The following is a 22,623-nucleotide window of genomic DNA, read 5'->3' as shown; positions in this document are numbered from 1 at the left end:
CTCGGTCATGCACGTTTTTTATACACCTGATATTACCTCGTCTGATTATATCCTCAATGAAGAGGAGAGCAGGCATTGTATGAAGGTTTTGCGCCTCGTTACAGGCGATGTGGTACATCTGATTGATGGCCGCGGCGGTTTGTACGAGGCAGAAATCACCGGTGAATCAAAGCGGAATGTTTCGCTGCATGTACTTAAAACTACCAGCGAATACCAGAAAAGAAATCATAACCTTCACATTGCCGTGGCGCCCACCAAAAATATAGACCGTCTGGAATGGTTTTTGGAAAAGGCCACGGAGATAGGTATAGACCAGATCACGCCAGTGATCTGTGAGCGCTCCGAACGTAAAATCGTAAAAGAGGACAGGCTCAATAAAGTAATAACTTCTGCGGTAAAACAATCCTTACAGGCTTACCATCCTATGTTAAATGAGGCCCTGTCCCTGAAAGAACTGATCAGCCATCATAGCGCAGATCACAGGATGATTGCACACTGTGTTGAAGGGGAGCCCCGCAAGTACATTAGTGAGATTGCTCCGTCAGGCAGCAGCTACCTGATTCTGATTGGCCCCGAGGGCGACTTCACACCAAATGAAATCCAGCTGGCTTTGCAAAATGACTTTAAACCATTAACTTTAGGTAATACACGTCTCAGAACAGAAACTGCTGCACTGGCAGCTTGTTTTGAAGTGAATTACTTAAACCGATGAACATTAAGCACCTGATCTTATCCTTTTTACTGATTGTGCTGTGCTGCAGCTATCGTGTACCCACTTATCAGCTGGCCAGGCTAAAGTATAATGGTGGGGGCGACTGGTACGGGGACCGCACTGCCCTGATCAACCTGATTGCTTTCTGTAATCAGAACCTGCATACTAACTTTGCCGATGAAGAAGCTATTGCCGATGTTGGCAGCCCAGAAATCTTTAATTATCCCATGATCTATATGACAGGGCACGGTAATGTTACTTTCAGCGAACATGAAGCCAAAAACCTGAGAAAATACCTGACTGGCGGGGGATTTCTTCATATCGATGATAACTACGGACTGGATAAGTTTATCCGCGTGCAGATGAAAAAAGTATTTCCCGAGCTGTCATTCGCAGAATTGCCCGCCAGTCACCCCATATTCAATCAGAAGTTTAAATTTCCGGGCGGGCTGCCCAAGGTACATGAGCACAATGGAAAACCTGCACAGGGGTTTGCTTTGATGTGGCAGGGCAGGATGGTCTGTTTTTATTCTTATGAGAGCGATCTGGGCAACGGATGGGAGGATGCCGGAACATATCCCGGTGATTCCCAGGAAAAGCGCTTACAGGCGCTTAAAATGGGTGCAAACCTGGTTCAGTATGTATTAACCCAATAAGGCATGTATAAAGTAAAAGTAAATGAAAAATATGATTTTGAACTGCTGGAAGAAAACGGCGCTTTTAAGCTGGCCGGTCAGGATCTTCAGCTGGACAGGCATGAACCGGGAGCAGGACATGTGCATATAATTTACAACCATAAATCCTACCGTGCAGAAGTTGTTTCGCAGGATCAGGACAACAAAACAGCAGTTGTTAAAGTCAACGGCACCTTATACAATGTAGCTGCTGAAGACCAGTATGACGGATTGCTCAAAGCGATGGGCCTTACCGGTGCAGCCGGTAAAATGGCACTGGAACTCAAAGCCCCGATGCCGGGATTGGTACTTAGCCTGAATGTAACAGAAGGGCAGGAAATTAAAAAAGGCGATAGCCTGCTGGTACTGGAGGCCATGAAGATGGAAAACATGCTGAAAGCTGCCAGCGACGGAACTGTAAAAAAGATATTTGTTGCCAAAGGCGATAAGGTAGAAAAAAACCAGGTGCTGATAGAATTTTCAGCGTAATCACTATTGAAAACAAAAAAGGGGCAGTGTATTGATGATATCGAGCCTCTGAGAATTGAATATTTGACAGTGCTCCCTTAGGGGTGTACAAGTAAAAATAGCAAAAAAGGGGCTGATTTTGATCAGCCCCTTTTGTATGATGGAGATATTATTATCTCTTTTTCGCGTTGAATGGTTTTTGCTGTTTAGGCTTAAACTGTGGTTTGCCATTAGGATTGATCTCTGACGCACCTAACATGGTCATTGCACACCTGAAACCGATATCTGCTGTAGATTCATCCTGTTGAAGGAATCTTCTGGTAGCAGGGTTTAACCAGAGCGCCTGGTCATCCCATGAGCCGCCTTTGTACACTCTTGCTTTATTGTTTACCAGTGTGATCTCGCCATAAAGTTTATTCTCTTCATCGCGGTAGCCTCGCTGGTCGGCATTATAGGTAGTTGTATTTGCCGCTGCTGTTTGTGCCTGAACACCACCTGCTGCAACTGCCGCCTGTTTCTCGGCCCAGGTTTGTTTTCTGCCTGAAATAGCCGGGGTCATGATCGGCCTGTTGTATTTATCTTTTTCAAGTTTTCCTGTAACCTGATCAGCAATCTTTTTATCCTGGAAGTTATTACCACGGTAAGGGTTTAATGCTTCTGCATCATTAAATGTATTGGAGCGGTAAACGTCCGATACCCATTCGTTCACATTACCTGCCATATTGTACAATCCAAAGTCGTTCGGAACATAGGCTCTTACGGGTACGGTAATACTTCCCTTATCATTCAGTCCGCCACCAACGCCCATGTAATCACCTTTAGTCCTCTTAAAGTTGGCAAGGATCAGTCCGCGGGTTTTAGTTTTTGCAGAGGCTATGCCCAGGCCGTCCCATGGATAAATCTTGTTATTGTTGATGTTTTCGTATTCTGTATTTCCGATCAGTCCCAATGCAGCGTATTCCCACTCAGCTTCTGTCGGTAAACGGTATGGCTGTTTTAAAATACCATCTTCCAGTCTTACGTTTCTTGTAGCTCCGCCTTTAACCGGTTTGCCATTGCCTGCAGCAATCGTTCCCTGCGGGCTCAGATCTTTCATCGCCCTTTTACCTTTATCGTCATACTGGCCGTTTTGGTAAAGGTCAGTAGTAAATGGTCCTGTGGGACGGGCAGCCGTAGTAGCAGCATTGGTTTTCTTCCCATTCTGCGCACCATACATATCTTTATAGCTGGACATATAACCCTGTTCACGTAATAGTGACTCATTCACGATATCCGTTCTCCATGAGCAGTAACGCTGTGCCTGTTCCCATGATACCCCAACCACAGGATAATCCTGGTAAGCAGGATGTCTCAGGTAGTTATCTACGTAAGGCTCATTATAAGACAGTGGCCTGCGCCAAACCAGCGTATCAGGAAGCTCATTGTAATAATATTCATAATTGGTAGGGTCAGTTCTTCTGATCCAGTTCAGGTATTCCAGCCAGTTGGTGTTGGATACTTCAGTCTCATCCATATAAAAAGACGACACTGTGGTTTCTCTTTTGTGATTGTAATCTTTCAGTTCCTGACCGGGAATGCCGATGGCACTTCCGCTCATTACAAACACACCACCTTCAATTTCAACCAGGCCGGGGCCAGGGCCGCGCCTGAATTTGGTATTTACCTGAAACCCTCCGTTCTCTGCTCTGTTATAGGCTAATCCGGTCTTTTCTGAGGTCGCATTTTTGTTGGACTTGCAGGAAATTAATGAAGAAGCAGACAGTAAAAACGCAAATGAATATAAGTATATTTTTTCCATAAGATCATGTTGGGTAATTATGAGGATAAATTTACACAAAAAAAATCCAATGCACCAAAACAATTGAACAATAAGATGTTAAAACAGCTTAAAATCAATACATTGGCGTATTTTTGAACTGCGATTTTTTGATTGATATGATTAAATTGCTTATTTAATTATATTTGAAGAATATTACGACTCTGAAATTGTGCTCCTTACCGTGCTTCAAGAGATGATCAATTAATAAAGGACAATGAATCTTAAGCGCTTTTTACAGTTTCTTTCTTTGTGTCTTCTTTTCTTGACAGAAAGCAGTGTTGCAGTTTATGCACAAGCGCTTTCCGAAGCCCAAACCAACGGCAGCAGGTTTAACAGTATCCGTACAGCAGTTCCATTTTTACTGATTACTCCGGACGCAAGGATTGGGGGAATGGGCGAGGCCGGTGTTGCAGTGGCGCCTGATGCAAATGCTCTGAGCATTAACCCTTCCAAAATTGCTTTTCTTGAACAGCAGTCGGGTTTCTCCCTCTCTTACAGTCCATGGTTAAAGAATATCGCCTCAGATATCAATCTTGGTTATCTCAGCGGTTTTTACAAAATTGATGCAAACAGCACCATTGGAAGTTCCCTGCGTTATTTCTCACTGGGCAAGATCCAGTTGACTGATGTGAATCAGCAGGATCTTGGTACTTTCAGCCCCAGTGAACTGGCGGTAGATCTTACTTACGCCCGCCGCTTCGGCGATTCTTTCTCTCTGGGTACTGCCCTCAGGTATATTCATTCCAATATTGCCACCAACCAGTTTTCAGTGGGGCAGCAGAACAGGGCAGGGCAGTCGCTCGCTGTAGATGTTTCTGCGTATTTTAAAAAGCAAACTTACTGGCTTGGTCATGATGCGATACTTTCTGCGGGTATGAACATCTCCAACATCGGAACAAAAATGAGTTATTCTGACGCGGGCGAAGAATACTTTTTGCCCACCAACTTAAAAATAGGCGGGGCGGGAACATTCATTCTTGATGACGAGAATGAAATCACAGTGGCCTTAGACTTCAATAAACTGCTTGTCCCAACCCAGCCAATCTACAATACAGACGGAACTATACAATCAGGCAAAGACCCCAACCGTTCAGTTCCGTCGGGTATTTTCGGCTCCTTCACAGATGCACCGGGTGGCGCATCAGAAGAACTAAAGGAGATCAATATCGCATCCGGACTGGAATACTGGTACAATAAGAAATTTGCCCTCAGGGCGGGATATTTTTATGAAAACCCTAAAAAGGGCGACAGGAGATATTTTACAATGGGCACAGGTGTAAAATATGAGGCCATGGAGCTCAACTTTTCTTACCTGCTGGCTAATTCTCAAAACAGCCCGCTGGCAAATACACTTAGGTTTTCCCTGATATTTAATATCGGAAGTGCCAGCAATTAATAAGAACTAACCCGGCTAAAATTAACAGCAGCAGTTAACAATAATGACCCCCTGCCAAGCAGCAGCAGTAAATAATTTAAAAGGATTAAGATGAAGATAAAAGTAGGATTTGGATTTGATGTACATCAGTTAAAAGATCAGCACCCCTTTGTAATGGGCGGGGTAACTCTTGATCATCACAAAGGCGCATTTGGACATTCTGATGCCGATGTGCTGCTACATGCCATTTGCGATGCCCTGTTAGGTGCAGCAAACCTGAGGGATATTGGCTTTCATTTCAAAAACACCGATCCCCGCTGGAAGGGAATCAGCAGTGTCATTCTTTTGCAGGAAACAGTGAAATTACTGACTGAAAAAGGATGGACAATAGGCAATATAGATGCTATGCTGTGTCTGGAGGCCCCAAAAATCAATCCCCATATTCCACAGATGCAGGAAAATATCTCTAGGGCCATTAACCTCCCTGTTGAAGATATTTCCATTAAAGCTACTACCAATGAGATGATGGGCTTTATTGGCAGGGAGGAAGGTGTTGTGGCTTATGCCGTATGCCTCATTCAAAAATTGTAAAACAATTGGAGTATCAGCGGGTTTTTAAATGAAACCACTGTTTATGAAACATCTAACGAAATACTTTTTTATAGCGATTCTTGGCGTGTGTTCTTTTTCTGCCTGTACCATGGGCGATAAGGGAAGTGAAAAAAAGCCAGATTCAGTAACGATTGATACAAACATTAAAAGTCAGTCTGCCACTCCTCCAAAGCAGTCGGACACCACGCTGATTGACAGTTTGCAAACCGATACTACAGGGAAAAAGAAATAAAAAAAGGGCTTAAGCCCTTTTTTTATTTCTTAAAGTTGTCAAAACCATGATGCAGTAACGACCGCGCTGGATTGTGTCTGGCCGACGCAACCTCCGGTTTTGCATCGTAGCCGGGCAAAAGGAAAGGCTTATTATTTAATTGGTCTGACTATGCTTGTTTTACGAATTGCAGTTCGCCTAAAATCCTCACCTCTTCACTTACTACAACACCACCGGTTTCCAAAGCTGCGTTCCAGGTTAAACCAAAATCAGTTCTGTTGAATTTTCCGCTGATGCTGAATCCTGCTTTGTTCTGTCCGTAAAGATCAGTTACTGTACCACCAAATTCAACGTCAAGGGTAACAGGTTTAGTTACATCTTTGATAGTTAAATCTCCGGTAAGTTTATAATCTCCGCCAGCTTTGCTGAAAGATGTAGAACTGAAGGTAATCGAAGGGAATTCATCTGCATTAAAGAAATCGCCGCTTTTTAAGTGACCGTCTCTGTCGCCGTTTCCTGTATCTACAGAATCAACACCAGCTTTAAAACTTACTGTAGCACCATCAAAATCCTCAGACTCTGTGATCAGTTCTGCAGAAAAGTCATTGAAGCTACCGGTAACAGTAGTGATCATTAGGTGTTTAACTTTGAACTGAAGTTCGCTGTGCATTGGGTCTAAAGCCCATTTAGTAGTTGCCATAATATTATGTTTAAGATTGGTTATTTGTTATACCCAAAATTAGGACTAATAAATTATGCACACGTTGATGTATGATAAGAAATATTTAAGCTTTGAAGTGTTTGTGTGCAAGGTCTTTACGTACACGGCTCAGCGATTCGGGAGTGATGCCCAGATAAGAGGCGATCATCCATTGCGGCACCCTCAGGGTAAGGTTGGGATACAACTTTATAAAGTCAAGGTAACGCTCTTCTGCAGTAGCGCTCAGGAGCATATTAATCCTTTTTTGCATAAAGCGGATGGAATTGTTTAGCATGGTATTGTTCAGGTCATGCATGCAGGGCACATGAACTGCAGAATCATTAAAATAATTTCTGGGTAAAAGTAAGGCTGTTGTAGGTTCTATCGCATCAATGTAGAAATCTGATGGCTCATCAAAGAACCCGTTCCTTTCAGACAGCCACCAGCGTTCAGGCGCAAACTGTATGACATTCGTTTTCGCTTTGCTGTCCACAGAATAACAGCGCAGCAGGCCTTCCGATACAAAAAATGTCTTCGTACTGGTCTCTCCGGGAGAAAGGATGATTTTGTTTTTTTCGAAGGTTTTAACTTTGATCTCGCTGGAAATTAAGTCGAACTGCTCATCAGTTATGGTTATACGTTGGCGCAGATAATCTTTGAACTGATCAAGCATGTTGTTTTTAAAGCTATTTATTCTTGACCTCGATCTTGGAGAGGTCCACACCACATTTGCCGCATCCTGAAGCACAGCCTCCGCTTTTTGGAGACACAGAACGGTAAATGATGCGCCCAATATAGAAAAGGGCAGCCAAAAATAAAAGTCCAACTAAAATAATTTGCACGTCCATTACACAAAAATAACTAATTAGCCTTTGCAGCAAGTCTGTAAATTGTAAATTATTGTACCTGGCAAGTCCTCAGCCCAGACTATACTATTCGGTGGTATCGCCCTCGCTAAGCTTCTGGATCTCATCTGATTCATGGACAAATATCCCCTTTTTATCTTCCAGGGAGAGCCTGATCATGGTTTTTGCAATGTCTTCAACCCTAATGCTCCTGTATTTTTTTAATCCACCGATCAGAACAGGGTTGATTACATTCATGATGATATTCATACTGCTTTCCATAAAGCGCTTGTCTTTCCTTGGTGCATCCAGTAACGAGGGGCGATAAATATGGATATCATCAAAGGGAACCTGCTGCAGGTCGTTTTCTACTTCGCCTTTTGTTCTCGTATAAAACATCTTTGAATTTTTATCTGCACCTATAGAAGAGATCAGGTGAAAGCCTTTGCTGCCATTTCTGCTGGTAATCCGCGCAATATCCAGTGGATACTGGTAGTCGATCTTTTTATACTGGCGCTGATCGGGGGTCTTGCTTTTTGTTGTCCCCAGGCAGCAAAAAACTACATCTGCGTTGAGCTGTGCCGCATAATCGCTGATCCGGTCGTAATCTACCACAAGCTGTTGCAGCTTGGGATGCTGTATGCGCAATTCACTTCTTACCAGGATCAGCACATGAGCATAATTTTTATTCCCCAGTAAGTGGAAGAGTAAACTATTCCCGATTGCTCCGCTTGCGCCAGCTACAATTGCTTTCTTTTCCATCTTTTTATCACTAAACAAATTCGCAGCAAAAGAGTTGTTCAATTATTTTAATTATGACATTGTCCTATCAGATAGGATGATATATCAAAAATTTACGTTATCTTTGCGCCAAAATTAGGCGCATTTTATGCAAAAAATAAGAAATATAGCTATCATAGCACACGTTGACCACGGTAAAACTACATTGGTTGATAAGATTTTACACACTTGTTCAATTTTTCGTGATAACGAACAAACAGGTGACTTGATACTTGATAATAACGACCTGGAGAGAGAACGTGGTATCACGATCGTTTCTAAAAACGTTTCTGTAATGTATAAAGACACTAAGATCAACATTATTGATACACCTGGTCACGCCGACTTTGGCGGTGAGGTAGAACGTGTACTGAAAATGGCTGATGGTGTGTTGTTATTATGTGATGCGTTTGAAGGTGCGATGCCCCAAACCCGTTTCGTAACTCAAAAAGCCCTGGCTTTAGGTCTTAAACCTATTGTTGTTGTAAACAAGGTAGATAAAGAAAACTGTCGCCCTGAAGAAGTTTATGAGCAAATCTTTGAATTGTTCTTTAACCTTGAGGCTACAGAAGACCAGTTGGACTTCCCGGTAATCTACGGTTCATCAAAACAAGGATGGATGAGTACTGACTGGACTAAACCAACTACTGATATCTTCCCTTTGCTTGATGCTGTTGTAGCAAACATCCCACCTCCGCCAATGCTGGAAGGTACTTTGCAGATGCAGATCACCTCACTGGATTATTCATCTTTTGTAGGCCGTATTGCGGTTGGACGTGTTCACCGTGGATCGATCAAAGAAAACCAGCCTGTAACGTTGATCAAACGTGATGGTAAAATGGTTAAATCAAGAGTAAAAGAACTATATACATTTGAAGGTCTTGGAAAGATCCGTACTACTGAAGTAAAATCAGGTGATATCTGCGCTGTTGTAGGTATCGATGGTTTTGATATCGGTGATACGATCTCTGACTTTGATGCACCGGAACAACTTCCTGTAATCAAAATCGATGAGCCTACAATGAACATGCTGTTCACTATTAACAACTCTCCTTTCTTTGGTAAAGAAGGTAAATTTGTTACTTCTCAGCGTATTAAAGAACGTTTATACAAAGAGATGGAGAAAAATCTTGCCCTTAAAGTGGTTGAGACAGAATCTCCTGATGCGTATCTGGTATACGGAAGGGGTATTCTCCATTTATCAGTACTGATTGAGACCATGCGTCGCGAAGGATACGAAATCCAGGTTGGACAGCCACAGGTTATTATCAAAGAAATTGATGGTAAAAAATGTGAGCCGGTTGAGACCCTGATCGTAGATGTTCCTGGTGAAGTTGCCGGTAAGGTAATTGAATTGGTTACACAACGTAAAGGTGAACTTCTGATCATGGAACCAAAAGGCGATCTTCAGCATTTAGAGTTTGAAATCCCTGCACGTGGTATCATCGGATTAAGAAACAACGTATTGACAGCAACAGGTGGTGAAGCAATTATGGCTCACCGTTTCAAAGCTTACGAGCCCTGGAAAGGTACAATTCCTGGAAGGTTAAACGGTGTTCTTGTATCAATGGAAAAAGGTAGTACTACTGCTTATTCAATTGACAAATTACAGGATCGCGGTCGTTTCTTTGTTGATCCGGGTGTAGATGTTTACGAAGGTCAGATTATGGGTGAGCACATCCGTGACAATGACCTGGTAGTAAATATTGTTAAAGGAAAAGCCTTGACTAACATGCGTGCTTCAGGTACAGATGATAGTAACCGTATTGCTCCTGCAATTAAATTCTCATTAGAAGAAGCAATGGAGTATATCCAGGCTGACGAGTATATTGAAATTACTCCGTTAAGCATGCGTTTACGTAAAATCTTCTTAACAGAAAATGAGCGTAAGATCAAAGGAAAACAATTCCAATAGGACTTCCATATCATTAAAAAACGCCTGTAAGCTCTTGCTTGCAGGCGTTTTTTTGTTTAATGGTATTCTGAACGATACCGGTGCTTATGCGTGCTGTCCGTCGTGCACACCTTCTGCAAATTCTTCAACGATCTTGTCGTTAAATGCAGGAAGGTCTTTAGGGCTGCGGCTGGTTACCAAACCCTGGTCAGTCACTACCTCGGAATCTTCCCAGTTTGCGCCGGCATTTTCAAGATCTATCTTAATCGTTTTGGTAGAGGTGAGGTTACGTCCTTCCACCACTCCGGCAGAAATCAATACCTGCGGACCGTGGCATATGGCTGCGACCGGTTTACCGGCTTCAAAAAAGGCCCTTACAAACTGGAGGGCATCCTCATTTTTTCTTAATGAATCAGGATTTAGTACACCGCCCGGAATGAGCAGGCCCTGATAGTCGTCGGCATTTGCCTCTGTTACTATTTTGTCTACATCAACTTCTACAGTCCATTCACGGTCATGTTTCATTCCCTGGATCTTGCCCGGCTCCAATGAGATAATATGTACAGTGGCACCTTCTTCTTTTAATCTTTGGACAGGGCTTGTTAACTCTGATTCTTCAAATCCGTTTGCTGATAAAACAGCTATGTTACGATTACTTAATGTTCCCATAATACTATTTATTAAAGTGTATAACTACTACAAATCACAAAAAGTATTGTTTCTTCTAATTGTAAACTGATATTGAAATGGCACAAACCGTAAGCGGTTTAGTCGTTTGTGCGGTGGTGTTTAAAGTAAAACCGTGCAAGGTTAACCGCAATTGAAAAGTGATTGATCAGGTTTGGGAGCAAACCATAATATTTAGTAAAAATGTGGAAGCGTTCTTTCAGGCTTTCCATATGTTTCTGCTTGGAAATGCCGCCCACCAGATATTTTGCTACATAAGTATGCGTATTAACAATACTCGATGCTTTTTTTGCCACTTTAATAATCCAGTCTATATCTGCACTGTATTTGTACTGCAGGTCATACGGAGAGGCCAGGTCGCGTTTGATATAGATGGCCTGATGGCTGATGCTCATGCCATATTTAAAGCTTTTCCAGTCAAATGTTTGTGGTGCCTCGTGCCTGCGCTGGCCCAGACTATGCCAGTCTTCATCATACATTTCCGTTTCGCCGTAATAGATATCCGCGCCGGGAGCGGAGGCAAATACTTCCCGTACAGTATCGGTACTGTAAATCTCATCCCCTGAGTTCATGAACAGGAGATAGTCGCCTGTGGCCAGGGACAGCCCTTTGTTCATCGCATCATAGATACCCTTGTCTTTTTCAGAAATAAACTGCGCCAGCCGGTCTTTGTACCGGTAAATAATATCTTTTGTGCCGTCGGTAGATGCACCGTCGATCAGGATATATTCAATATTGGGATAGCTCTGGTTCAGTACGGAAAGCATCGTACGTTCGATATCCTTTACATTGTTATAAACGATCGTGATAATACTAAGCTTTGGCTGCATGGTTCAATTTATTTAACGGGGGTGTAAGTTAATGAGCGACTGGTACAGCACCATGTGCTTTTCAGCGATCACCTCTTCAGAAAAGTTCTTGAGAATGGTCAGTCGTGCCTGTTTCTGGATCTCTGCGGCACTTTCTTCGTGATACAGCCATTCCATACCGGTGGCCAGGTCTTCAGCGGATTCATAATCCGCCAGATAGCCATTTACCAGATGTTCTACCATATCAGGAATGCCACCTGTTTTAAAGGCCACTACAGGCGTAGCACAAGCCAGGCTTTCCATTACCGTGTTCGGTAGGTTATCTTCCAGTGAAGGGGTTATAAATGCGTCAGATGCCGAGTAACACTTGGCCAGATGAATATCATTGCTGATGGTTCCTAAAAACGTCGTTTTAAAAGGGAATTCCGGCATCTCGGCGTTTTCCTTATTACCAAAGATCAGCAATTCAATATTTTCTTTGTCGATCCCGGGTCTGCCCGCCAGGTCATTCAGCGCATCGATCAGATAGGAAGTGCCTTTATGTTTGTCATTTTTGGAGGGCATAAAACCGCTCATCAGCACAAATTTTTCAGGCGCAATCTTCAGGAGCTTTTTGGCCTCAGCCTTAACATACGGTTTAAAAACCGCAGTCTCGATCGTGTTTGGAATCACCGCAACATCCCTGGCACCCATCAAACTGCTGAATTTGATAGAATTGGCCATCCATTTACTGGGCGCAACGATATGAAAACCGAGGTTCTGGTAACCTTTCCGCTTTCTCAGCCAGTTCTGATGCGAAATGTCATTCCTGCCACTGATCTTTAAAAGGGGGCAGAACCCGCATTGGTTATGAAAGTTTTCGCAGGAATAGCGCACATGGCAGCCGCCCGTAAAAGCATTGCTGTCATGAAAGGTCCACACAATCGGCTTATCCAGCTCTTCCAGTGCGGCAAGGTCTTTAGGACGCAGAAAACCATGATTGATCCAGTGCAGATGGATCAGATCAGCCTCTTTTAATGCAGGGTGCTTTGCGATAGAGCGGCCAAACCATTGTATGGAAAAAGGGGTCTTGAGCGCCTTCACCAGTCCTTTAGACATATACCGCTCAGAAAGTATATTAAATACAGCCCTGGCTTTCTGAAAGGGGCTTTTACTAAAGGCCACAGCCTTTGCACTTTCCTTAAACTGATAGTATACCATTACACTGGAGTCGGCACCGCTCGCATTGAGGGCATCACTTAACCGCAGGCATGCCCTTCCGGCGCCACCGTTTCCTTCGTATGTATTTAAATGTATTACTTTCAATGTGTCAAAATTACATATTATTGTGATCGTTTATGTATTTTCGCCCCGGCAAAATTTTATCTTTTCTCAGCCCTTCAACAGCGTTTAATAAAATAATTATGAGCAACCTTTTAACGGACAGACAATTTTGGGTGGATTACTGGGAAAGCAAAACAGGACTGTCTGTCAATATTCCGGCAGATTACCTGTTTCATAAAGAGCTTGCTTCGATTATCAAAACGCAAAATGTAAAAACAGCGATAGAGCTCGGGGGCTTTCCGGGATATTACGCCGTTTTTCTAAAAAAATACTTTAAGCTTGACGTGACACTGCTGGATTACTTTGTCCACCAGCCCGTAACCAATGCCTTATTAAAAGCCAATAACCTGACGGAAAATGATATCCATATCATAGAAACGGATTTGTTTAACCACAATGAGCAGCAGCAGTATGATCTTGTGCTGTCATGCGGTTTAATTGAGCATTTTAATGATACAAAAGATATTATTCAGCGCCATATCCACTTCCTTAAACCCGGTGGAACGCTATTGATCACCCTTCCAAACTTTAAAGCGCTGAACGGATGGTTCCAGAAATCATTTGATAAAGACAACTACGATAAGCATAATATCAGTTGTATGGACCCTCAGCTGCTGGCGGGCATTTGCGCAGAAGCAGGATTAGAAGTGGTACAGGCAAAATATTTCGGCCATTTCAGCCTATGGCTGGAGAATGAAAAGCAAAAGCCGGCAGGCGTACGGATACTTAAAAAGTCCCTGTGGCTGGCAGGTAAAGTTTTTACCAAAGTATTCCCGTTCAACTCCAGACAGCTATCTCCCTATATCATCCTCGAAGCGCGGAAACTGTATAGATAAAGCTTATAGCTATTGTGGCAGAATGCTGGAGATTGCCGGCAATAAAGCAACCCGGTCCTGTTAACCCAATCTCTGAACGATATAACGCTTTAAGCGCTGCCATAAGCTGCCTTTCCGCGTGCTTAAAAAAGCTTTGACCGACTGGTAAGCAGCGGCATTTTCCTTAATCTCTTCAGGGAAGACCGTGATGGGCTTTGGATGAATGATCACGTTATAAATATCGTTGATACCTGAATGTACTCCAGTGCCATCATGACCAATATTATTGACCAGCGAATGTGCAGGGTTCAGCGTAAGCCCGTTCTTTAGAAAGATGGAGGCATACCAGCGGATAGCCCATGAGTTGTTTTTCCCGTTTTTAAAATCCAGCATCTGCTTCCAGAAGTTCATGGTATGGTCAATCGAAAAAGCACTTCTTTTTTTTGCATCAAACTGGCCCATCAGTGTATCTATATTGGGCTCAAAATGTTGCCATGCTCTGTCCCAGGTAGCCCAGCCCCAGCTGGTGGCAGCCCGGTAAAAAAAAGATTCCGGCAGCGTATTTTCTTTCAGGTGGTACATGTATGCACCAATGTGCATTACCCGCTCTTCGTTGCGGTAACGGTTCAAAGCATCATTAAAATAATTCAGGGTATATGGTGAGGTGATCAGGTCGTCCTCAAATACAATCACCTGTTTATAGTCCTTCACCAGCCTGCTTACCCCGGCAATCACAGAATCTGCCAGGCCCATATTTTTTTTCCTTTCGATGATCTCAACCGATTTAAAGCCTTCAACCGTTTTTAAAAGGTCCCTCACCATCGTTACCTTATCTACATCATCGTCGGTTTTAGGGCCGTCAGAAAAAATGAACAGGCGGCTCTCTGCAGCAAGTTCATTCTGTTTCAGGAATTTTAGCGTGCGCTCAGTATGCTGAGGCCTGTTGTACACAAATAAGGCAATGGGAGCAAAGCTTTGCATGTATTTAAAATATTTGCAGGGTTTGGTTAGATTTCTGAGTAAGAACGGTATAAGCGTTGGCAAATTGTTCTTCTTTCTTCCTGCCCATCAGATTTCCGATTAATTTTTTAATCCGGTATTCCATTTCAATCTTCAGGATCACAGAAAAAGATTTGGGCGTTTTTTTATTGACAAACTCATTGAACTTTGTTGTCGCCGGAGGGGTCATTGATACCCTGCCAGAAATCACCTGTAATCCTTCGCTCTGCAACAGAAAACGCAGAGAAGTTGGTGTATACATATTGATATGGCCATAGTCGAGAAAGTGCTTCATCCTTTTGTCTACCCCAAAACGGTAATCCAGGGGCACTTCTATCACAATATTTTTGGCGATACGTTTCAGCTCCCTGATCAGTATCCGCTCATGTTCCACATGCTCCAGTACATGCGCCAAAATCACAAGGTCAAAACTGTCATCTCCATAGGGGATTTCATATCCGTCAAAGCTCTTTACCTCCACCAGCCTGCTCAGCTTGCGCTCCCTGATCCTTTCAACGCCGGTATCTGCAATTTCCAGTGCATAAAGTTCCTTTCCAAAGTCCCAGTCGTTTAAAAAATGCAGGATACTGCCGTCGCCGGCACCCACTTCAAGAACTTTCAGCGGCTGGATACCTTTGCACACCTCCACAATGTTCGCTGCCTTGGCCTTTGCGCCAAGCATCCGCCATTCCGAGTCGTCTTTGGTATAAAAATCGTTATATGCTGATTTTACGTCGTCACTTAACATCAGGATTTGTTTTTATATATGTAAACAGTTATCTGCTTTATAAAATACGGAGGTAGCCTTCAGGTAAAATAAACCTGGCGATATACCAGAGAATGAGAGCTCTTTAAATCCTGCATCAAGCAAAAAGGTTCGCGCTTTATCATATTCCGGGCGTTCAGAATCATCAAGGACAATCACTCCGGCGGGCGTTAAGGCAGCGGCACTGCTGATGCAGCAATTCACACGGTCGCGTCCGTCCACAATGATCATATCAAACTTTTCGCCAAGCGTTGCTGCTTTCTTGGAATATTCTCCGCCTGTTTCCAGTTTGCTAAAGATCATTTCTGCATTCTGCGCCTTGGTCTTCACAATCTTGTTGTACCAGGCTTCATCATGTTCTACCGACACTACTCTTCTGACCAGCTTAGCATAGAAAAGCGTAGAGCTGCCGGAGCCATATTCAAAAATACTGAGATCCTTGCTGAGACGGGGTTTTACAAAATCAATAAAAGAATATGTTACCCAGGGTAAGGGTTCTCCGTGCTGGTCCATGGCCTGCTGATTGTCGAATGAGGTAAACCATCCAATATTTGCTAAATAGCCTTTATGGCCGTAAGATAACAGTGCCTTTAATCTGTCCGGCTTTTTTAATAATGTTGCGAATGCTTTGAGTTTATTCAACGTTTAAATATTTTTTGAAATGCAGTAAACAAAAATAATGATTTTAACATCATCACGCCCTGCTTCCGGGTTTTAGGGATAAATAAAAGGTAAAAGGTACTGATAAAACAAGCGATAAGTGTAGCTACAGAAGCACCGATGCCCCCGTATTTAGGAATAAGCCATAAATTGAGCAGAACATTTGCCACTGCGCCAAATGCCGTGCGCTGAAAAGAAATCATCGTGTAGCCCTCTGCCAGGAGGTATTGCGAGCTGGCGCTGCCAAGAAAAACAAAGATGCCCGACCAGATATGGATAGATAACATTTGTCCGGCGCCCGCGTAGGCATCCTTATAAATCAAATGAATGATATCTGTGCCAAGGAAACTGATCAGTACCGCTACCGGCAGGCTGATAAATACCAGCAGGTCGTACAGGTTTTTTAATCGTTTGGTATAGCGCTCCAGGTCAGTTTTCCGCGCATGTATGATGGCGGGGAATACAGAGGTCACAATGGCTACCGGGATAAAATACCATGCTTCGCTGATATTGGCAGCCACGCTGTAAATACCCACTTCGGCACTGCCTACATCCTTCAGCATCACCTGGTCAATTTTCATATAGATAGATACCATCACGGCAGAGAGGATCAGGGGAAAGGATTGTTTCAGCAGCGTGGTGGCCCTGGACCGGCTAAAAGTCCATGTTAACAGGCTAAACCCGCGTTTATGGTACATATATATCAAGCCGGCAGCCAGGCATAAGCTGTCAAAGCTCAGTGCGGTAGCAAACCAGATCACCGGCAGATGAAACCATACCAGCAGGACCTTTACAATTACAGAAATCATCACACAAACATTCTGCACCTTCACCACATATTTTGAGGCTACCTGCGACTGAAAATAGGAATCAATGACATTGAATGATTTAAAAAAGTATGCCAGGGAGAGGATCACAATTACCCAGGTAAGGGATTCTCCCGGATGGTCTGCATAGTGGTGAAAGAGCAGGTATACGCCCAGGGTAACCGGAATAAGCAGTAAGCTGACAATGAGGCGCAGCAGCAGCGCTGTACCTAAAATCTCGTCTTTTTTTGCAGGTTCATTGATGATTTCACGGATGATAAAACTATCCAGGCCCAATGCGGCGACAGCTGCCATAATCATTGTAAAGGCCGTAGCAAAACTTAAATCGCCAAAAGACGAAGCGCCAAGATATCCTGCGATGATAAATCCGATCACCATACTCAGGATCTTGCCAAGCATCAGCCAGCCTGTATTTTTAACATACTTCTGGAATGCTTCCTCATCAAAACCTTTTAAACCGGGTAATTTCATTGCCGCAAAGATGTGAAATTAAAAGCGATTAGAAGTGCAGCATTAATTCCTCCAGATGGAGGATCTGCCATTCCACATCTGCCGGTTTAACCTTGTTCAGCGGATTAAAGAAAATGGCCTTCATCCCAAAATTCTGTGCACCGCGGATATCGGCTTCGATACTGTCACCAATCATAATGCTTTCCTCTTTTCGGGCACCGGCTTTTTGCAGGGCATACTCAAAAATAGCTTTGTCTGGTTTATTCACGCCTGCATCCTCAGAAATGATCACCTGATCAAAATAGGGGTTTAAATTACAGCGGTCCATTTTAATCAGCGTAGTTTCCTTAAATCCGTTGGAGATGATATGCAGGGTGTATTTCTGCTGCAGGTAGGCCAGCACCTTTTCAGAGCCTTCAAATAAATTGGTTTTCTTTGGGCTGTACTGCACATAATCTTCTTCAAACTGATGCGGTACCAGTTCAGGTGCCACGCCCAGCTCAATAAAGGTCTTTCGGAACCTTTCGGCCCTCAGGGTATCCTTTGTGATCTTTCCCATATGGTAATCCGCCCAGAGCAGCTGATTGTTCTCTGTGTACCGTTCAATAAAAGAAGCGCAGGAACTGAGGCCGATGGCGTCCAGCTGATAATGGTGATACAACTCTGTTAAGGTTTCCTCTGCATTCCTGTCAAAATCCCAGATGGTATGGTCAAGGTCAAAAAATATATGTTTAATCATTTCTGTACTCATGCTTTATAATTTGGTGCCATAGGCAAGATCACCTGCGTCGCCCAATCCAGGCACAATGTACGATTTGCTGGTCATCTCTTCATCTATTGCTCCCAGCCATAGTTTTGCTGCGGGCAGATTGGCACGTACATGTTTTACCCCTTCCACGCTGGCAATTGCGGCAACAATATGCAGTTCTTTGATTTTATACTGTGCAATCAGTTCTTTGCAGCAGAGCACCATGCTTAGTCCTGTAGCCAGCATTGGATCGGCAATGATCACCACCTTATCAGTCAGGTCAGGGGCAGAAATATAATCTACCTGTATCTCCAGTGGCCCGTTGATGTGCATTTTCCGGTAAGCGGTAATAAATGCGGCCTCCGCCCGGTCAAAGATATTGAGCAGCCCCTGCTGCATCGGCAGTCCTGCGCGCATAATCGTGGCAAGCACAGGTTGTTTTTCCAGCTGTACTGTATTGGCTGTGCCCAGGGGCGTTTGCGTTTCCACAGGCACATAGGTCAGTGTTTTGCTGATTTCCCAGGCAAAGAATTCGCCCAGTCTTTCCAGGTTCCGGCGAAATCGCATCGCATCCAGCTGGATATTTTCATCGCGCAGTTCTGCAATGAAGATGTTGGCTGCAGAGTTGGTCTTACTTAAGTCGAATATCATGGCGTTCGGATAAAAAGTTAGCTAATAATTCCAGGTACAGTCTTCTTCCCACTTTACCTTTCCCAAATTCGGGTAAAGTTTCTTTGTGCCAGAGCAGGTAAAAATGCCCGTTCAGCAATTTTACATTTTCAATCAGCCTGCCCCATTTGGCAAGCACATCCTCAATATTAAACGTTCTGTTCAGCTTCAATATTTCATCGTTCACCGCTACGGGATGGATCAGCAGGTGGGTGGTTTTCTCCAGCTGCAGGTCGTACCAGAAGAATGGGGTACAAGTGCCCGCCCTGAAGCCGATGGTATGTGCATATCCCATACGGTAATCTTTGGTAATCCCGCTTTTGATCAGATGGAGATAGCTGTTTGGAAAAGACAGCTGCCTGCCGCATACCATATCCAGTTCCTGTACGGGTTTGTGAAAGTACACCGGATTTAGATCATATTTTTCATGCTGCTCCTTTAAAAACAACTGCAGGCCTCCGGGTTTTAAACCTGCCACTGCCGCTGCGGGTTTCATAAAAGGAAGTTTTCTAAATAGCTTTATCGCTTTGTGCAATGGGCTTAACCTTGCTTTTGGATACAGACAGATCAGCGGGGTAAACGTATATTCTTTCTTACCAAAGTGTAATTTCGGGTAGCTTTTGAGCAGCATATTCTTCAGCATCAGCGCCCAGCCGTCTACCACCGGAAATTCCAGTAACTTTAACTTGCTCTGCAAACTGGCTTCTGCGGGATAATGGCCTTCGTGATCCGCAGTAAAGGGCAGATATTCCTCATAGCGGCTTACAAAATAAAAGGCCGCTGCAAAAACATCAAAGGGCAGGCTGCTGTTGTCTACTGCAAAGGGCACAATAGTATCACCAAAAGTAGTAGTCTTTATTGTAGGCTGCAGGATGGTATGTGATAACAGGAATGCTGATTGTCTGAAAAACGGCTCATCACCTACGGGCTGGTCGCCATAAGTGATTTTTGGCAGTTCAGAAACTTTAAATTCTGAAACATTGGAGCTGAAAGCAACCTGTGTTTGGAGGACATCATTAAAAATAAAGTTAAAAATGTACTTTATCCTTGGCGTAAGTAGTGGGACATATACAAGTAGCTTCATGAACATTAAATTTAGGATATAATCACGACATATCAATACGCCATAATTCTTATCTTTGAATATCTATGAAATTTCAACTCGTTTCAGACTATAAACCTACAGGTGATCAGCCCAATGCCATTGAGCAGCTGGTTACCGGCGTAAACAATGATGAGCATTATCAGACACTGCTGGGTGTAACAGGTTCCGGAAAAACATTTACCGTAGCCAACGTGATCCAGCAGACCCAAAAGCCTACACTGATATTAAGCCATAACAAAACGCTTGCGGCACAGCTGTATGGAGAATTCAAGCAGTTCTTTCCTGAAAATCAGGTGAATTACTTTGTCTCTTACTATGATTATTATCAGCCTGAGGCCTATATGCCCAGCAGCAACACCTATATAGAAAAAGACCTGAGCATTAATGAAGAGATCGAAAAGCTGCGGTTAAGAACAACCTCGGCCCTGATGTCGGGCAGGAGGGATGTGATCGTCGTATCTTCCATCTCCTGTATTTATGGTATGGGTAATCCCGAAGATTTCTCGCGTTCTGTATTCCGCTTTGCGGTAGGCACGCGCGTTTCGAGAAATACATTTTTACATAGCCTGGTAGAGATCTTATATGCCAGGACCATTACCGACTTTAAACGCGGGACTTTCCGGGTAAAGGGCGATACGGTAGATATTTTTCCGGCCTATCTGGATAATGCTTACCGCGTATCTTTCTTTGGTGATGATATAGAAGAACTCAGCGTGATTGATCCTGTGACGGGAAAAACCCTGGAAAAACTTGAAGATATGGCCGTTTATCCGGCAAATTTATTTGTTACCCCCAAAGACAGGTTCCAGTCCTCCATCTGGGGCATCCAGGAAGAACTGGAAGTGCGCAAGAACCAGCTGATCGGCGACCGCCAGCTGCTGGAAGCCAAGCGACTGGAAGAAAGGGTAAACTTTGATATAGAAATGATGAAAGAACTGGGCTACTGCTCAGGGATTGAGAATTATTCGAGATTTTTTGACGGGCGCACGCCCGGTATGCGTCCCTTCTGCCTGCTGGATTATTTTCCTGATGATTACCTGATGGTGATCGATGAGAGCCATGTTACAGTTCCCCAGATCAGGGCGATGTACGGCGGTGACAGGTCCAGGAAGATGTCTCTCGTAGAATATGGCTTCCGCCTGCCATCGGCACTGGACAACAGGCCCCTCAACTTCGAGGAGTTTGAACGCCTGGCCCCGCAAACGATTTATGTGAGCGCAACCCCGGCCGACTATGAACTGCAGAAATCCGACGGGGTATATGTAGAGCAGGTAATCCGTCCTACGGGACTGCTGGATCCGGTAATCGAAGTAAGGCCGGCCATCAACCAGGTGGATGACCTGCTGGATGAAATCGATAAAACGATCAAGATGGGCGATCGTGTGCTGGTGACCACGCTGACCAAAAGGATGGCCGAGGAACTCACCAAGTATATGGACAGGCTGAACATTAAATGCCGCTATATCCATTCCGAAGTGAAAACACTGGAACGCGTAGAGATCCTGCGGGGACTGCGTTTGGGTGAATTTGACGTACTCATCGGGATCAACCTGCTGAGGGAAGGCCTGGATTTACCGGAAGTTTCCTTTGTGGCCATTCTGGATGCTGATAAAGAGGGTTTCCTGAGGTCTGAACGTTCCCTGATCCAGACAATAGGAAGGGCTGCGCGTAACGACCGCGGAAGGGTTATCCTGTATGCAGATAAAATAACCGATTCTATGGCCATCACCATGGAAGAAACCAACCGCAGGCGGGAAAGACAGATTGCCTACAATACAGAACACGGTATTATACCAAAAACCGTGGGCAAAAGCAGGGAGGCCATTCTGGAACAAACATCGGTGCTCGACTTCTCTGCCAATGCCGAGCGTAAAGCTGCCTATGTAGAAATTGATCAGGTGAGTATCGCCGCTGATCCGATTGTACAGTATATGACCAAGCCCGAGATGCAGAAGTCTATTGATAAAACACGTAAGGATATGGCTAAGGCCGCCAAAGATATGGACTTCCTGATGGCGGCAAGGCTCAGGGACGAGATGTTTGCCATGGAAAAAGTATTTGAAGAAAGGTTTGGCAAAGCCAGTTTAAAAAAAGTATAAGGTTAAATGGACGGAAAAAACAGATCGGATATCTATCCGGGACTAGAGGTAGATATCATTTTAAAAAAAGATCAGCGCAGCGGGAAGCTCACACGAGGGATCGTGGCAAATTTGCTCACATCATCACCTTATCATTCAAGGGGAATCAAGGTGAGGCTCGAAGACGGACAGGTTGGCAGGGTAGCAGAAATCGTTGAAGAAGATTTTTAATCGTACTTTAAATTGTAATTATTGTGCAAGAAACAGCGTGTATTTGTAATATTGCGCGCTGAAAACTGTCTATATTTGTAAATCAACTGAATTATATCATGGGTCTTATAAAATTTCTTTTCATCACTATAATGATACTCTGGGTTATCCGGTTGCTCTTACGCCTTGTTTTTCCAATGGTACTTAAAAGTGTTTTTGGCAAGATGCAGGAGCAGCAGGCCGCGCAGAATAATCCGAACAGCTCTACAAAGCCTGAAGGATCTATATCAATCGATTATGTACCGCCACAGCAAAAACAGGGAAACGCCGATAAACTTGGTGATTTCGTAGAATATGAAGAGGTGAAATAAAAATTTCCCTTATTCA

General features: G+C 43.9%; 26 protein-coding genes. 11 read left to right on the top strand and 15 right to left on the bottom strand.

Going from position 1 to position 22,623, the window contains the following annotated elements; genetic code table 11:
• The first annotated feature begins 7 nt into the window (after positions 1–7).
• The 3 genes from FN831_RS07685 to FN831_RS07675 are packed head-to-tail and all read left to right on the top strand — an operon-like array spanning position 8 to position 1,875.
• Positions 8–712 (top strand): 16S rRNA (uracil(1498)-N(3))-methyltransferase, encoded by a 705-nt coding sequence (locus tag FN831_RS07685; protein ID WP_142527615.1) that lies wholly within the window; start codon positions 8–10, stop codon positions 710–712.
• The gene (locus FN831_RS07680; protein WP_142527614.1) at positions 709–1,368 is read left to right on the top strand and encodes a DUF4159 domain-containing protein; all 660 of its coding nucleotides are present in this window, start codon (positions 709–711) and stop codon (positions 1,366–1,368) included. Before FN831_RS07685 ends, FN831_RS07680 begins: the two co-directional genes overlap by 4 nt.
• A gap of 3 nt (positions 1,369–1,371) precedes the next feature.
• Positions 1,372–1,875, top strand: a complete 504-nt coding sequence (locus FN831_RS07675) for an acetyl-CoA carboxylase biotin carboxyl carrier protein subunit (protein WP_142527613.1) — start codon at positions 1,372–1,374, stop codon at positions 1,873–1,875.
• A gap of 151 nt (positions 1,876–2,026) precedes the next feature.
• On the opposite strand, the gene FN831_RS07670 is transcribed toward FN831_RS07675, so the two are convergent.
• Positions 2,027–3,652, bottom strand: coding sequence for an SUMF1/EgtB/PvdO family nonheme iron enzyme (locus FN831_RS07670; RefSeq protein ID WP_142527612.1), 1,626 nt, complete (start codon positions 3,650–3,652; stop codon positions 2,027–2,029).
• Between the two features lie 235 nt (positions 3,653–3,887).
• On the opposite strand from FN831_RS07670, the gene porV reads away from it, so the two are divergent.
• From porV to FN831_RS07655, 3 genes are all read left to right on the top strand, one after another.
• Positions 3,888–5,069 carry a type IX secretion system outer membrane channel protein PorV gene (gene porV, locus FN831_RS07665; RefSeq protein WP_142527611.1) on the top strand — a complete coding sequence of 394 codons (1,182 nt, stop codon included), beginning with the start codon at positions 3,888–3,890 and terminating at the stop codon, positions 5,067–5,069.
• Positions 5,070–5,159: 90 nt separating this feature from the next.
• Positions 5,160–5,639 carry a 2-C-methyl-D-erythritol 2,4-cyclodiphosphate synthase gene (ispF, locus tag FN831_RS07660; protein ID WP_142527610.1) on the top strand — a complete coding sequence of 160 codons (480 nt, stop codon included), beginning with the start codon at positions 5,160–5,162 and terminating at the stop codon, positions 5,637–5,639.
• Positions 5,640–5,682: 43 nt separating this feature from the next.
• Complete coding sequence (locus FN831_RS07655; RefSeq protein ID WP_142527609.1) at positions 5,683–5,892, top strand: hypothetical protein; 210 nt, start codon at positions 5,683–5,685, stop codon at positions 5,890–5,892.
• Between the two features lie 148 nt (positions 5,893–6,040).
• Here the strand turns inward: FN831_RS07655 and FN831_RS07650 are convergent, their stop codons facing one another.
• The 4 genes from FN831_RS07650 to FN831_RS07635 all read right to left on the bottom strand — a co-directional run bounded on the left by FN831_RS07650 (position 6,041) and on the right by FN831_RS07635 (position 8,178).
• Positions 6,041–6,571: a YceI family protein gene (locus tag FN831_RS07650; protein ID WP_142527608.1), complete on the bottom strand. Its 531-nt coding sequence runs from the start codon at positions 6,569–6,571 to the stop codon at positions 6,041–6,043.
• A gap of 85 nt (positions 6,572–6,656) precedes the next feature.
• Positions 6,657–7,244, bottom strand: a complete 588-nt coding sequence (locus tag FN831_RS07645) for a Crp/Fnr family transcriptional regulator (RefSeq protein ID WP_142527607.1) — start codon at positions 7,242–7,244, stop codon at positions 6,657–6,659.
• Between the two features lie 13 nt (positions 7,245–7,257).
• Positions 7,258–7,419, bottom strand: a complete 162-nt coding sequence (locus tag FN831_RS07640; RefSeq protein WP_142527606.1) for a FeoB-associated Cys-rich membrane protein — start codon at positions 7,417–7,419, stop codon at positions 7,258–7,260.
• A gap of 84 nt (positions 7,420–7,503) precedes the next feature.
• Positions 7,504–8,178 carry an NAD(P)H-binding protein gene (locus FN831_RS07635; protein WP_142527605.1) on the bottom strand — a complete coding sequence of 225 codons (675 nt, stop codon included), beginning with the start codon at positions 8,176–8,178 and terminating at the stop codon, positions 7,504–7,506.
• Positions 8,179–8,305: 127 nt separating this feature from the next.
• Here FN831_RS07635 and typA point away from each other — a divergent pair, with 127 nt between their 5' ends.
• Positions 8,306–10,111, top strand: a complete 1,806-nt coding sequence (typA, locus tag FN831_RS07630; protein WP_142527604.1) for a translational GTPase TypA — start codon at positions 8,306–8,308, stop codon at positions 10,109–10,111.
• A gap of 84 nt (positions 10,112–10,195) precedes the next feature.
• On the opposite strand, the gene FN831_RS07625 is transcribed toward typA, so the two are convergent.
• From FN831_RS07625 to FN831_RS07615, 3 genes are all read right to left on the bottom strand, one after another.
• Positions 10,196–10,759 carry a type 1 glutamine amidotransferase domain-containing protein gene (locus FN831_RS07625; protein WP_142527603.1) on the bottom strand — a complete coding sequence of 188 codons (564 nt, stop codon included), beginning with the start codon at positions 10,757–10,759 and terminating at the stop codon, positions 10,196–10,198.
• Between the two features lie 98 nt (positions 10,760–10,857).
• Positions 10,858–11,607 (bottom strand): glycosyltransferase family 2 protein, encoded by a 750-nt coding sequence (locus tag FN831_RS07620; protein ID WP_142527602.1) that lies wholly within the window; start codon positions 11,605–11,607, stop codon positions 10,858–10,860.
• A gap of 12 nt (positions 11,608–11,619) precedes the next feature.
• Positions 11,620–12,891, bottom strand: a complete 1,272-nt coding sequence (locus FN831_RS07615) for a glycosyltransferase (RefSeq protein WP_142527601.1) — start codon at positions 12,889–12,891, stop codon at positions 11,620–11,622.
• A 98-nt stretch (positions 12,892–12,989) separates the two neighbouring features.
• Between FN831_RS07615 and FN831_RS07610 the strand changes: the two genes are divergently transcribed.
• Positions 12,990–13,745 carry a class I SAM-dependent methyltransferase gene (locus FN831_RS07610; RefSeq protein ID WP_142527600.1) on the top strand — a complete coding sequence of 252 codons (756 nt, stop codon included), beginning with the start codon at positions 12,990–12,992 and terminating at the stop codon, positions 13,743–13,745.
• A 60-nt stretch (positions 13,746–13,805) separates the two neighbouring features.
• Here FN831_RS07610 and FN831_RS07605 read toward each other — a convergent pair whose 3' ends face one another.
• The 7 genes from FN831_RS07605 to FN831_RS07575 are packed head-to-tail and all read right to left on the bottom strand — an operon-like array spanning position 13,806 to position 19,927.
• Complete coding sequence (locus FN831_RS07605; RefSeq protein ID WP_142527599.1) at positions 13,806–14,705, bottom strand: glycosyltransferase; 900 nt, start codon at positions 14,703–14,705, stop codon at positions 13,806–13,808.
• Positions 14,706–14,709: 4 nt separating this feature from the next.
• On the bottom strand, positions 14,710–15,471 hold the full coding sequence (locus tag FN831_RS07600; protein WP_142527598.1) for a class I SAM-dependent methyltransferase: 762 nt from the start codon (positions 15,469–15,471) through the stop codon (positions 14,710–14,712).
• Positions 15,472–15,483: 12 nt separating this feature from the next.
• Positions 15,484–16,131, bottom strand: a complete 648-nt coding sequence (locus FN831_RS07595) for a class I SAM-dependent methyltransferase (protein WP_142527597.1) — start codon at positions 16,129–16,131, stop codon at positions 15,484–15,486.
• Positions 16,128–17,447, bottom strand: a complete 1,320-nt coding sequence (locus tag FN831_RS07590) for a flippase (protein ID WP_142527596.1) — start codon at positions 17,445–17,447, stop codon at positions 16,128–16,130. The genes FN831_RS07595 and FN831_RS07590 overlap by 4 nt, the downstream gene beginning before the upstream one ends.
• Positions 17,448–17,475: 28 nt before the next feature.
• Positions 17,476–18,177, bottom strand: a complete 702-nt coding sequence (locus FN831_RS07585) for a YjjG family noncanonical pyrimidine nucleotidase (RefSeq protein WP_246101415.1) — start codon at positions 18,175–18,177, stop codon at positions 17,476–17,478.
• Positions 18,178–18,180: 3 nt separating this feature from the next.
• On the bottom strand, positions 18,181–18,825 hold the full coding sequence (gene upp, locus FN831_RS07580; protein WP_142527595.1) for a uracil phosphoribosyltransferase: 645 nt from the start codon (positions 18,823–18,825) through the stop codon (positions 18,181–18,183).
• Positions 18,806–19,927, bottom strand: a complete 1,122-nt coding sequence (locus FN831_RS07575; protein ID WP_142527594.1) for a DUF7033 domain-containing protein — start codon at positions 19,925–19,927, stop codon at positions 18,806–18,808. Before FN831_RS07575 ends, upp begins: the two co-directional genes overlap by 20 nt.
• A 65-nt stretch (positions 19,928–19,992) precedes the next feature.
• On the opposite strand from FN831_RS07575, the gene uvrB reads away from it, so the two are divergent.
• From uvrB to FN831_RS07560, 3 genes are all read left to right on the top strand, one after another.
• Positions 19,993–22,047, top strand: coding sequence for an excinuclease ABC subunit UvrB (gene uvrB / locus FN831_RS07570; protein WP_142527593.1), 2,055 nt, complete (start codon positions 19,993–19,995; stop codon positions 22,045–22,047).
• Positions 22,048–22,053: 6 nt separating this feature from the next.
• Complete coding sequence (locus FN831_RS07565; protein WP_142527592.1) at positions 22,054–22,257, top strand: YwbE family protein; 204 nt, start codon at positions 22,054–22,056, stop codon at positions 22,255–22,257.
• A gap of 98 nt (positions 22,258–22,355) precedes the next feature.
• Positions 22,356–22,607 (top strand): DUF4834 family protein, encoded by a 252-nt coding sequence (locus FN831_RS07560; protein WP_142527591.1) that lies wholly within the window; start codon positions 22,356–22,358, stop codon positions 22,605–22,607.
• Positions 22,608–22,623: the final 16 nt, after the last annotated feature.

The organism is Pedobacter westerhofensis, from assembly GCF_900182595.1.
Taxonomy (GTDB): Bacteria; Bacteroidota; Bacteroidia; order Sphingobacteriales; family Sphingobacteriaceae; genus Pedobacter; species Pedobacter westerhofensis.
This window is presented reverse-complemented; position numbering and strand designations above follow the sequence as displayed.

Coding starts and splice junctions, on each gene's coding strand:
- FN831_RS07680 (WP_142527614.1), top strand. CDS start 709: ATGAACATTAAGCACCTGATCTTATCCTTTTTACTGATTGTGCTGTGC.
- FN831_RS07620 (WP_142527602.1), bottom strand. CDS start 11,607: ATGCAGCCAAAGCTTAGTATTATCACGATCGTTTATAACAATGTAAAG.
- upp (WP_142527595.1), bottom strand. CDS start 18,825: ATGATATTCGACTTAAGTAAGACCAACTCTGCAGCCAACATCTTCATT.
- FN831_RS07625 (WP_142527603.1), bottom strand. CDS start 10,759: ATGGGAACATTAAGTAATCGTAACATAGCTGTTTTATCAGCAAACGGA.
- FN831_RS07670 (WP_142527612.1), bottom strand. CDS start 3,652: ATGGAAAAAATATACTTATATTCATTTGCGTTTTTACTGTCTGCTTCT.
- FN831_RS07645 (WP_142527607.1), bottom strand. CDS start 7,244: ATGCTTGATCAGTTCAAAGATTATCTGCGCCAACGTATAACCATAACT.
- FN831_RS07565 (WP_142527592.1), top strand. CDS start 22,054: ATGGACGGAAAAAACAGATCGGATATCTATCCGGGACTAGAGGTAGAT.
- FN831_RS07610 (WP_142527600.1), top strand. CDS start 12,990: ATGAGCAACCTTTTAACGGACAGACAATTTTGGGTGGATTACTGGGAA.
- FN831_RS07640 (WP_142527606.1), bottom strand. CDS start 7,419: ATGGACGTGCAAATTATTTTAGTTGGACTTTTATTTTTGGCTGCCCTT.
- FN831_RS07585 (WP_246101415.1), bottom strand. CDS start 18,177: ATGAGTACAGAAATGATTAAACATATATTTTTTGACCTTGACCATACC.
- FN831_RS07655 (WP_142527609.1), top strand. CDS start 5,683: ATGAAACATCTAACGAAATACTTTTTTATAGCGATTCTTGGCGTGTGT.
- FN831_RS07650 (WP_142527608.1), bottom strand. CDS start 6,571: ATGGCAACTACTAAATGGGCTTTAGACCCAATGCACAGCGAACTTCAG.
- uvrB (WP_142527593.1), top strand. CDS start 19,993: ATGAAATTTCAACTCGTTTCAGACTATAAACCTACAGGTGATCAGCCC.
- FN831_RS07675 (WP_142527613.1), top strand. CDS start 1,372: ATGTATAAAGTAAAAGTAAATGAAAAATATGATTTTGAACTGCTGGAA.
- ispF (WP_142527610.1), top strand. CDS start 5,160: ATGAAGATAAAAGTAGGATTTGGATTTGATGTACATCAGTTAAAAGAT.
- FN831_RS07605 (WP_142527599.1), bottom strand. CDS start 14,705: ATGCAAAGCTTTGCTCCCATTGCCTTATTTGTGTACAACAGGCCTCAG.
- typA (WP_142527604.1), top strand. CDS start 8,306: ATGCAAAAAATAAGAAATATAGCTATCATAGCACACGTTGACCACGGT.
- porV (WP_142527611.1), top strand. CDS start 3,888: ATGAATCTTAAGCGCTTTTTACAGTTTCTTTCTTTGTGTCTTCTTTTC.
- FN831_RS07635 (WP_142527605.1), bottom strand. CDS start 8,178: ATGGAAAAGAAAGCAATTGTAGCTGGCGCAAGCGGAGCAATCGGGAAT.
- FN831_RS07685 (WP_142527615.1), top strand. CDS start 8: ATGCACGTTTTTTATACACCTGATATTACCTCGTCTGATTATATCCTC.
- FN831_RS07560 (WP_142527591.1), top strand. CDS start 22,356: ATGGGTCTTATAAAATTTCTTTTCATCACTATAATGATACTCTGGGTT.
- FN831_RS07590 (WP_142527596.1), bottom strand. CDS start 17,447: ATGAAATTACCCGGTTTAAAAGGTTTTGATGAGGAAGCATTCCAGAAG.
- FN831_RS07575 (WP_142527594.1), bottom strand. CDS start 19,927: ATGAAGCTACTTGTATATGTCCCACTACTTACGCCAAGGATAAAGTAC.
- FN831_RS07600 (WP_142527598.1), bottom strand. CDS start 15,471: ATGTTAAGTGACGACGTAAAATCAGCATATAACGATTTTTATACCAAA.